A 10,715-nucleotide genomic window follows, 5' to 3' on the forward strand; every position below is an offset into this window, starting at 1 on the left:
CTAGAACAAGAATTTCCCCAATATCTGCCATGGCAGAATGGGGAAGAAAATCTCACTTACAAGAAAAGGAGAATTTGTTATGAGTACCTTACTTCATGTGGGAATACGCGCTTCCAACCTTGACCGCTCAATCCGTTTCTGGCGGGATGGTCTGGGATTGCAGGTTGCCCAACAGCGCGGAAGCCGCTATGATCTGACGGACGGTTATCACAATTTCGCTGTGTTCCAACACCAAGGCGAGGAACGGCCAGCGCATCTAGGTGGAATGCTCGATTACCTGCATATCGGTGTCGGCGTACCTGATGTTGCAGCAGCGGCGAAACGGCTACGGGAGATGGGATACGAAATTTTCTCTGACGGTTTGGGCGGTAAAGAGCCGCTGGACCCGGACAATCTCGAAGAGCTCGCATTCAAGGTGGAAGATCCGGACGGGATTACCGTCGATGTCAACGGCACTGATACAAATTGGCCCGGTACGACACTACACCCGAACGTGAAACGTAAAACGTGAAACGTGAAAAGAATTGGTTGATTGGTGCATTAAATGAACTAGTGAACTCTTTGCGACAGCCTCACCGGCTTGCTTCAAAGGTTGAGAACCGGTGAAAGTTTTTCCGAATAGGACGTGAAAAATGACTGACTATCGTTTCAAACTCGGTATGTACCTCCCTGAATTGCGCCTTCCCTTCGATGAGGCCTTGGCAAAGGCAAAGGATATTGGCGCAGAGTATGTTTGGTTTAATAGTCTACCTGATGAACCGCCGATCGCTGAGATGAGCGATGCTGAGATAGATCGCATGGGGGAGCGCGTTGCACAACACGGTCTAGAGATCTTCGTGATAGGTGCGAGCAACCCTTTCAAGGGCCTTCATCTAACCGATTTGGATCTGGACACGTTGGAGACACACCCGGCATTTCGCAAGGAGTTTGATAACTTTAAGCGTTCCCTACAGGTTGCCGTTCGTCTGGGGATACCTGCGGTGAATATTTTCACATTCGCTTGGCCCGGCGAGTACACCGCTGGTAAGCCGACTTGGCCCATGCGCTGGCGGACGCGGGGAGGTGTCATCGCCGATATTGACATGGAAAAGCTGATAAAGGCATTCTCGATGGTCGCCGAGGCAGCAGAAAAATACGACGTTGATGTCGCTCTCAGTATGATGCCTTGGAACTATACCAATACGACCGGCAACTTCCGCCGTGTCGCCGAAGCCGTCGGTTCAAAACGGCTTAAGGTCATGTGGGGTCCCGCAGATAACACAAACTGTGGTGAATCGGATACAGCGACGACTGGTTTTGACAATGTGCGTCCGTACTTGCATGGGCTCCACCTGAAAGATCTACGTGTAATTGATGGACTGAATCTCAATTTCGAGTATTGTCCTATCGGTGAGGGTGACGTTGACTACCTGACGGTGTTGCGCAACCTGCGCGATCATCGCTGCGATGCGGTGCTATCGGTCGCGACGCATTTCAAACCTCCCAGCGGCTCCGCTGAAGAAGCAATGCGCATCAATTACGCGAATCTCAAGGCACTCATCCACAAGGTTGAAGCTGAAGCGGTGTAACCCCAAAAGAGTGCTATAAACATGTCGCCCCGCTGGGGCTAAATGAACCAACGCACCAACTTATGTCTCACGCTTCATACTCGGTTTCTGACCGGAGAGCGCATCAATAATTGTAGACTAGCACCAGTGGTCACTAGGGAGATAGTGGAGTGTCTTCTAAAAAATTGACGAATTTCGACCGCCTGTGTGTTCACACGGTAACAACCAAGCCGTGGTCGATTGAACAGATTATCGAAAATTATCCGAAAGCCGGGGTGAAAGCAGTTTCCGTTTGGCGCGATCTTCTGGCAAACCGGGATGCTGCGAAAATTGGCGAGCAGATTCGGGATGCCGGAATGGAGATCGTCTCCCTCGCGCGCGGTGGATTTTTCACAGGTAGAACCGAAACTGAAATCCAAGCCTCTCTTGATGACAATCGACGGGCGATTGATGAAGCTAGTGCATTGGGAGCACCGCTGGTTATCCTCGTGTGTGGTGCGGTGCCCGGACAGCTAATCCAGAGATCGCTTGCTCAAATCCAAACCGGCTTGGAAACCATCCTGCCTTACGCCGAAGAACATGACGTGAAATTGGCAATCGAACCGCTCCACCCCATGTATGCCGATTCGCGTTCTGCTATTTGTACCTTGAAGACCGCCAATGATTTTGCCGAGAGGTTCAACTCTCCCTATATCGGCGTTGCGGTGGATGTCTTTCATCTCTGGTGGGATCCAGATCTGGAAAACGAATGCAAACGTTGTGGCGAGCATGGCAACCTGTTTGCTTTTCACATCTGCGATTGGAAGCCAGACATGGAGGATATGCTCAACGATAGAGGCTTGATGGGCGAGGGTGTTATCCGGGTTCGGGAGATTCGCTCTTGGGTGGAAGCTGCTGGATTTAGCGGATTCCATGAAGTTGAGATTTTCTCCAATCGTTTGTGGGAAAGCGATCAGAAAGAGTTGCTTGAACGCATCAAGCAGGCGTATCTGGAATATGCTTGACCTCCAATATTTACATCAGGTAGTGAATTCTATAATTACTTAGGAGTTACGCACTTCAGGTTGGAGTGAACGCAGTACTTCCTTCAATAATCGTAGACACAGGTTGCCTAACCTGTGATCCGAAAAATCGAAAGTCAATCGTAGACAGCCCGATTCAATCCCCGATAAATCGGGACAGACGGGACAGGCGAGATGATCCGAGCGCAGATTAGGCAATCTGCGCTACTTTATGTCAACTGCGTAACTCCTTTTACTTATACACCTTCGATGCACAGCCAACCCCCTAAATCCCCCTTATCAGGGGGACTTTTGAGATCGTGCTAAGGGGAGCTACTGGTGAACGTCTGCTTATTTCTATTATTCACCAAGGGTTGTGTCCTAAGAAAACAGACAGAGGGAGATAAATGAAAATATTACAGTTGTTATTGAGCGTAGTTCTGGTTTATGCACTCGTAATTGGTATCTGTTGTGCGGCTGAACATAAATCCAGGCTGAAAGGACAGATTGTATTCTAGTCTGACCGCGACGGCAATGTTGAGGTCTTTCGCATCAACGCCGATGGCAGTGATTCTGTGCAGATTACTCATACCGAACCAGGAGATGAAAACCAGCCGGTCGGCAACTACTGTCCAGCGTATTCTCCTGATGGCACAAAAATCGTTTTCAACCGGCGTGGCAAAGGCTCAGCCGACACCCTCTTTGTGATGGACACCGATGGAAAGAACCTTGTCCAGCTTACGAGTCAAGATAATCCCGATTACCTTCCCAATTACTCGCCCGATGGCCAGAAAATTGTGTTTACCGGCGAACGTGATGGGAATGCAGACATCTACGTCATTGATGCCAATGGCAGAAATCGGACACAGTTGACGAATGACGAACACAGAAACTGGTATGCGAGCTACTCTCCGGACGGCAAGTACATCGTCTGCAGCTCGGATCGCAACGGGATCGAGGACATCTGGATAATGGAGAACGACGGCAGCAATAAGAAAAAGCTGACAAGCAACGATAACAAGACCGCTCACGGTCCCGCCTTCTCACCTGATGGCAAGACGATTCTGTTTATGAGCGACATTCAGAGCAAGTTTGGGGAGAAGATGCAGATCTGGACAATGGACGTCAATGGAAAGAACCTCACGTGCCTCACGTCGAGGGACGCGTATCATTCAGGCGTAGATTACAGTCCAGATGGACGGCACATTGCGTATAAGTCAAACTGGGACGGGTTTTGGAACATCTACGTAATGGATGCAGATGGTAGCAACATTGTGCAGGTTACGCATGAAACGGGTGAGGACTTGAACACTCGTGGGGGCTGGAAACAGTGAGGGAACTCCGGGACAGTTCCGGTGTGAAATAGAAGAGATGTATTCATCACTGGTGCCATTTTGGAACTGTCCGTACAAGACGTGAAACGTGATGCGTGAAACGTGAAAGTGCTTTGTTCATTGGTTCATTAATAAACGAGTGAACTCGTGAACTCAATCGGTTTCGGTTGCACCATTTCTTTATATGAGCCAATGTGAAACATGAAGCGTGACATGTAAAAGGAATGTGTCCATAGGTTCATTCGTTCATCGATAAACTAACGGTTGAACGATGTGGAAACGCCATTCTCACCACCTACCACCAAGAATTATTGTACTATATTTTCATCTGGATCAATACAAAAAGGAGCGCAGTTCCATTCCCAGAAATACTCCGAATATCGTATAGGATTTAGACTGATTCACCTGACACGCTAGAATGTGATGCATGTATATTATTGTAGCACGACACGGTTGATATTTCATGGGATCTCCACTGCGAAGATTGTCGATGACTGTACGTGAAATTCAACAAACAGGCCCCTACTGCTACACCTACTCCCCCTTCCATCCGCCCATTGCCGAGGTAAAGCCCGGCGAGACGGTCTGCATCCATACCGTAGACGCGTTTGAAAACAAGCTGACGCCCGAAGTGGAACACTTTGCGGATGTCTGTACCTATCCCTTTTTAAATCCGCAGACGGGTCCCATCCTCGTCGAAGGCGCAGCGCCTGGGGATACACTTGTCGTAAAAATCCACGCCATAGAACCTACGCGAGACCATGCGGTCACTGGAACGATACCGTACTTTGGGGGACTGACCTCCACACGGTTAGATCCGATGCTTCAGGATGCGCTAGAGGAACAGTGGCTTTTCCTGCCTCTTGAGGGAGCCGGCATCCGCTTCGATGAAAAGCGGGTAATCCCTTACGAACCTTTTATGGGGACGATGGGAGTCGCCCCGGAGATTGAAGCCATTAATGCGTTGACTCCCGATTATTATGGTGGAAACATGGATTGCGTGGATACGAGTCCTGGGAACGAGGTGTGGTTTCCGGTGTTGGTGGACGGGGCACACTTCTTCACTGGCGATGCACATGCTAGCCAAGGCGACGGCGAACTCACTGGAGTTGCGCTTGAGATTCCGGCGAAAGTAACGGTAACTCTTGATCTGAAGAAAGGGTATTCAATTGGTTGGCCTCGGATTGTGAGCGATGATTTCATTATGGTGGCTGGCAGTGCAAGACCGCTAGACGCGGCAGCGCGCATCGCCTGGGTGGAACTCATAGACTGGATGGTAGCCGATTATGGATTTGATCGGATGAGAGCGTATCACTTCCTCGGGCAGGTTGGACAGATGCGATTGGGCAATATGGTGGATCCGAAATTTACTATGGTCGCGAAGTGTCCGCGGAAGTATTTGTCGTGAGCAGTTAAAACACATTGTTGAATTATGGTAGATTTTAGAATTACTTGGACACTCCAAATACACAGTCAACCCCCTAAATCCGCCAACTCCCCTGACAAGGGTTTCCCCCTGATAAGGGGGGCTAGGGGGTTAGGGGATCTTCTCCCTTGTCTTTCCCCTCTTATCAGAGGTAAGTCCTAGAATTGAGCCATTATGCGAAAAAAGGAGACTATTGGATATGCTTGCCAGAGTTTTGAGCAGCGCTGTGATGGGGATTAACGCTTATATCGTCGAGGTCGAGTTAGATATTTCCGATGGATTGCCCGCTTTCGCAACGGTTGGTCTTCCAGATAATGCTGTCAAAGAGAGCCGAGAGCGCGTCACCGCTGCGATTAAGAATTCGGGGTTCTACTTTCCGCCCAGCCGAATTACAGCCAATCTCGCTCCCGCCGATGTTCGGAAAGAGGGTTCTGCATTCGATCTGCCCATTGCGTTGGGTGTGATGACAGCGACTGGACAGATTCAAACTGACAATCTTGAGCGGATGTTGGTTCTGGGTGAGCTAGCGCTCGATGGGAGTGTTCGGTCGGTGCCTGGCTGCTTGCCGATGGCAGCCATTGCGAAAGAGAATCAGTTCAAGGGTGTTATTCTGCCGAAGGCGAATGCGAAAGAAGCAGCGGTTATTGAGGGCTTGGCGGTTTATCCGGTAGAGTCCTTGCAGGGAGCGGTTGAACACCTGAACGGACAAAATACAATCCCACCCTTCCAATACAACATTCGGGAATCATTTGGCCAGCATTCAGCGTATCCCGTAGATTTTGTCGATGTCAAGGGACAGGAACATGTCAAACGGGCGATTGAAGTCGCCGCAGCGGGTGGGCATAACCTCATCATGATCGGTCCTCCCGGTTCCGGTAAGACCATGATTGCCAAACGTATTCCGACCATTCTGCCGGATATGACGCTGGAGGAAGCATTAGAGACGACGAAAATTCATAGCATTATGGGACTGCTTGGAAACGATGTCCCATTGATAGCGACGCGACCTTATCGTTCGCCTCATCACACAATCTCGGATGCTGGACTGATTGGCGGTGGCAAGTTTCCACGTCCCGGTGAGGTGAGTCTTTCTCATCACGGCGTTCTGTTCTTAGACGAATTGCCCGAATTCCGCAAGAACGTCTTAGAAGTGATGCGCCAACCACTTGAGGATGGACGGGTAGCAATCGCCCGCGCCGCCGCATCCTATACCTATCCCGCTAATTTTATGCTTGTCGCAGCAATGAATCCGTGTCCATGCGGTTTTTTCGGGGATCCCAGCCGTGAATGTCGATGTTCGCGACAGCAGATCCAAAATTACATCTCCCGCATTTCAGGTCCCTTACTGGATCGAATCGATCTACAGGTAGAGGTCCCAGCGGTCAAGTATAGAGATTTGGCAAGTGATTTTTCAGGCGAACCATCGGCGAGTATCCGTGAACGGGTACAGCGGGCACGACATATCCAGCAGGACCGTTTTACGCGGGCGCCCATTTATTGCAACGCCAATATGGAATCCCGCCATCTCCGCGAGTTCTGCAAAGTTGAAGACGCCGCACAGGAGCTGCTGCGCGTTGCCATCACACAGTTGGGTTTGAGCGCTCGTGCCTATGACCGCATCTTGAAAGTCGCGCGGACAATTGCAGATCTTGCAGACAGCCCAACTATTGAGGCGGAGCATATTTCAGAGGCGATTCAGTATCGGAGTTTGGACAGAAGTTTCTGGAATTGACAAAACAGGTACATCCGAAGTTCGACTAGACCTGAACGGGTAATTCGGGCACATATTGATATTCCGGCTGCGTCCTCTGCTTCTTCACGATTATAATAATCTGCTTCCAAGCTGTCAGAAGCCCTTTAGGGCAATGCGGAAGTTCGGACTTGATTAACTTATGCAGTTTCCCGAGGTTGTAGCAGGGTACCGAAGCATACATATGGTGTTCGATGTGATAGTTCATGTGCCAATAGAGAAAGGTAAGAAATGGATTCAGAATTATGGTTCGGGTACAGAGTCGGAAATCGGGTACATTGTCCGCAAGCCCTGCATGTTGGGTGCCGTTGCATAGATATCGCAGCCAGCCGCCGTAGAATGGCGCAAAGGTGGTCAAGATTGGCAGCATCCAGAGGCCAAAGTAGAACGAGAGTCCTACAATAAGAATATGTCCTAAGAGAATAACACGGGGCCAACTAAAGAGATGACGTCGCCTAGGTGAGTTCGATTCGGTAAAAAGGTGCGTTTCCCAGTCACCTGTTAGCGTACCGAAACTGAGACGGATGGTTGTGTAGAGGGTGCTATAGAATGTCCATGGGCTTATAACGGCATTCTTGAGAAAACCCTTGACTGACAATTCCACTGGCAGCACAACTTCAAGGTCGTCCGGAGGATGTAAAGTGTATTTGTGGTGTTCTCCGTGGCTTGCCGAAAACATACCATGATTGCGCCAGACAAGAAAGCAGAAAAATCGATAGAAGAATGTATTCAGGGCCCTCGTCTTGAAAACACTGTTGTGAGAGAGTTCATGGGAACCATTACCAAGAAACGCGTAGAATGTCCCGTGAAAAAACAGAATCAGGAACAGTACACCTAGCGGGAACCTGCCTTGAGCATATATGGCGGCAGTTCCTGTCAGCACAACCAACCCTAGATGGCCGAGTACCTCAAGCCATCCTTTCCAGTCGCTGCGTTGATTGAGGGACTTAAGTGTTTCACGGTCTAATCGCGATCTGTACCAGGTGATTTTTCGTTTATTTTCGTCGTTATACATGGGGTACATTTCCTCTGGGTTTGCTAGTGCTTGTACCGTACGTATAGGGTCATTTAATTTTTCAGCTTTCTGTCGGTTCTGTAGGATAAATCACCATTGGGGAGTCGCACCTACAATGAGATGTCGGGATTCGGAGATCCCTCCTACAGGAGAATTAAATGACCCTAGAATGCTGCTAGGGCTATTCAGTTTTCGGTTTTTTAACCATTTTGCTTGAGAAGTTGCAACCGGGAGATCGCGCCTACCGTGGGCTATAAATGACCCTATGCCAGCCCATCTTGACAACTAATCATCTATTTGCTATAATTGCATCAATCATGTAATTGGTGTAATTAGGAGAGTGTCATGGAATGGGCTCAAACCATTGCTATTATCAGTGCTGTTTTTGTTGCTACAGGGTTAGTCATTGCTTCAATCAATATAGGGTTATCTGGTGTCAATAAAAGAGTTGATGAGGCGGTCAAGCGAATTGATGACGTTCACAAGCGTGTTGATGATATTGTATTACAACTCTCTGAAATAAGACAGGCTTTGTGGGGGATTGTTTCAACAAAAGGAACTGATGACTAAGACAGGACTTACGCAGTTGAACGGTCAAAGCCCTGTAGTTCGGCGATGAATCGCCGCCCCGATTAACTTTCACGTTCGTTGAGAGATTCGCGATCACATTCTTCAAGAATTTGTCAATCAAACCGTTTTACCATAGCGAGCTTGGAGCCTTGACGAAATAGGAATGCTCCGCTGTTTGAGAAATGTTGCCGAATACGCTCCTCGATCTGAATTGATTGACCGATGTAACTTCGGTTTGTGCGTTTATGGAATACGCGATATATTCCAATAGTATCTGTCCCTTTCTTCCTCCTTATGGAATTGGGAGGAGGTATAATTGTGTAGTCTGTGTGGCGTCTTAGGGGGCTCATTGGTTACTCCGTTTGTAAAAGCCTAAATCTACATAGTTCCAAAGCGAATTTACTAAAACGCCGCCTTGAACAGATCGCTCATATCCACTTCGGAGCAAGGACGTGGATTGAATTTATGGCAGTGGTCGAGCATAGCGTCCTTGGCGATTTTCGGAATGCGCTCCCATTTCAACCCTGCGATCCCCAACCCCTTCGGTATCGCAAACTCCTCGTTCAGCGATCGGATTTCAGCAACAGCGGCGTCTGCGGCATCCCCCGTTGACATGCCCGACGTTTCAACCCCAAGTGCTGCGGCGATGTCTGCGTACCCATCGACAGCATGAGACCTGTTGAATGCCATTACGTCCGGTAGCAGGATTGCGTTGGCAATCCCGTGGGGGATATTGGCTTCCGTTGAGAGCTGATGCGCGAGCGAATGGACGGCACCCAGTCCTTTCTGAAATGAGAACGCCGCCATTGCGGAAGCGATTAGCATTTCTCCGCGTGCCTTGACATCGTTGCCATGGTGGTAGGCTTGGCGGATGTTTTTGCCGAGTATCTTCAACGCTTGCAGCGCGACACCTTCGGCAATAGGGTGATACCGCGTCGCTACATACGCCTCAACACCGTGCGTTACGGCGTCCATGCCTGTCGCTGCCGTCAAACCGGGAGGCATACCTACCGTCAGTTCCGGGTCGAGCAGTGCGACAGACGCCATGTTATGCGGCGTACCAACCGCGCGCTTTCGATGCCCCTCGGTGGTGCTTCCAGACGTATCGGTGATGATTGACCCTTGCGATACTTCGCTGCCTGTGCCTGCCGTTGTTGGTATACAGATGAGCGCGGGAAGATTGCTGCTAATGCGATCAATCCCACCTGCATCAAGGTAGTAACTTTCTAACGGCGGTTCGTGGGTTGCCAGGATACGAATTGCCTTAGCGGCATCCATAACACTTCCACCCCCGACCGCAATTACCACATCGCAACCTTCAGCTCGATAAGCCTCCAGCCCTTCGAGGACGCTGAGGTCCGTCGGGTTCGGTTGAACTGCGTCGAAAATTGCGGAATCGATCTGTGTCTTCTCTAACGGTTCAACAGTTTTTGATAAAATGCCAGCGTTTGTCACCCCTTCGTCTGTAACAATGAACGGCTTTTTCCCGTCGAAAGCACGGACATGTTCCCCTAAGTTTTGTATTGCGCCAGCACCAAATTGGATTGATGGGGGTGCCATTTGTTCTCCGTTTCTGGATTTTTCGCTAGGGCGTGTTGACATTTTGATATTGCTAATTTGGCAAATGCTATAATCATCGGCAATCTGCCAAATGTAGCACAAACTGTATGAAGATTAATTTTTTAATTCGGTAATTTCCGAGCGGCGTCCGGTGCGGTTGGAAACCGCACCTACCGGGCCTGGGGGAAAATATAGAATTACCCAATTATTTTCTGAAACCTCATACAGTTTGTGTTGCTAAGATCACAATCTAACAGATCGTGGTACAAAAGAATACCTTGTTGGGTTTCATTGTATCTATAAGCAGGTGTTGTTGAATGACCGGGCCTCTATATTTCTGTAGGTCAATTTTCCAAAATCAACGGTTAGGTGTCGAGATGTGAATCTCGACCTACAGGTCCTCCGTTGCCGGTGAGATGGCTTCTCGTACCATATTTATGGTAGATTTTAGAATTACATAGACACTCCTAATGCACAGCCAACCCCCTAAATCCCCCAACCCCCCTAGCCCC

Annotated in this window: 10 protein-coding genes; 7 read left to right on the forward strand and 3 right to left on the reverse strand. The window is 49.3% G+C overall.

The annotated features are described in order from the left end of the window. The first annotated feature begins 79 nt into the window (after window positions 1–79). From J4G02_03340 to J4G02_03365, 6 genes are all read left to right on the forward strand, one after another. Window positions 80–511 (forward strand): VOC family protein, encoded by a 432-nt coding sequence (locus tag J4G02_03340; protein MCE2393628.1) that lies wholly within the window; start codon window positions 80–82, stop codon window positions 509–511. A 121-nt stretch (window positions 512–632) separates the two neighbouring features. Next, window positions 633–1,568 carry a sugar phosphate isomerase/epimerase gene (locus J4G02_03345; GenBank protein ID MCE2393629.1) on the forward strand — a complete coding sequence of 312 codons (936 nt, stop codon included), beginning with the start codon at window positions 633–635 and terminating at the stop codon, window positions 1,566–1,568. A gap of 149 nt (window positions 1,569–1,717) precedes the next feature. Continuing rightward, on the forward strand, window positions 1,718–2,551 hold the full coding sequence (locus J4G02_03350) for a sugar phosphate isomerase/epimerase (GenBank protein ID MCE2393630.1): 834 nt from the start codon (window positions 1,718–1,720) through the stop codon (window positions 2,549–2,551). A gap of 572 nt (window positions 2,552–3,123) precedes the next feature. Next, the gene (locus J4G02_03355; GenBank protein ID MCE2393631.1) at window positions 3,124–3,882 is read left to right on the forward strand and encodes a PD40 domain-containing protein; all 759 of its coding nucleotides are present in this window, start codon (window positions 3,124–3,126) and stop codon (window positions 3,880–3,882) included. 463 nt (window positions 3,883–4,345) lie between these two features. Further along, the gene (locus J4G02_03360; GenBank protein MCE2393632.1) at window positions 4,346–5,290 is read left to right on the forward strand and encodes an acetamidase/formamidase family protein; all 945 of its coding nucleotides are present in this window, start codon (window positions 4,346–4,348) and stop codon (window positions 5,288–5,290) included. Window positions 5,291–5,507: 217 nt separating this feature from the next. Then, window positions 5,508–7,040: a YifB family Mg chelatase-like AAA ATPase gene (locus tag J4G02_03365; protein MCE2393633.1), complete on the forward strand. Its 1,533-nt coding sequence runs from the start codon at window positions 5,508–5,510 to the stop codon at window positions 7,038–7,040. Between the two features lie 25 nt (window positions 7,041–7,065). Here the strand turns inward: J4G02_03365 and J4G02_03370 are convergent, their stop codons facing one another. Next, window positions 7,066–8,073, reverse strand: a complete 1,008-nt coding sequence (locus J4G02_03370) for a fatty acid desaturase (protein ID MCE2393634.1) — start codon at window positions 8,071–8,073, stop codon at window positions 7,066–7,068. Between the two features lie 345 nt (window positions 8,074–8,418). On the opposite strand from J4G02_03370, the gene J4G02_03375 reads away from it, so the two are divergent. After that, a complete protein-coding gene (locus tag J4G02_03375; GenBank protein ID MCE2393635.1) occupies window positions 8,419–8,643 on the forward strand; it encodes a hypothetical protein in 225 nt (74 codons plus the stop codon). Between the two features lie 113 nt (window positions 8,644–8,756). On the opposite strand, the gene J4G02_03380 is transcribed toward J4G02_03375, so the two are convergent. Together J4G02_03380 and J4G02_03385 are read right to left on the reverse strand one after the other, a co-directional pair. Further along, on the reverse strand, window positions 8,757–8,993 hold the full coding sequence (locus J4G02_03380; GenBank protein MCE2393636.1) for a GIY-YIG nuclease family protein: 237 nt from the start codon (window positions 8,991–8,993) through the stop codon (window positions 8,757–8,759). Window positions 8,994–9,045: 52 nt separating this feature from the next. Next, window positions 9,046–10,203, reverse strand: coding sequence for an iron-containing alcohol dehydrogenase (locus J4G02_03385; GenBank protein ID MCE2393637.1), 1,158 nt, complete (start codon window positions 10,201–10,203; stop codon window positions 9,046–9,048). Between the last annotated feature and the right edge of the window lie 512 nt (window positions 10,204–10,715).

Source organism: Candidatus Poribacteria bacterium (genome assembly GCA_021295755.1).
GTDB lineage: Bacteria > Poribacteria > WGA-4E > WGA-4E > PCPOR2b > PCPOR2b.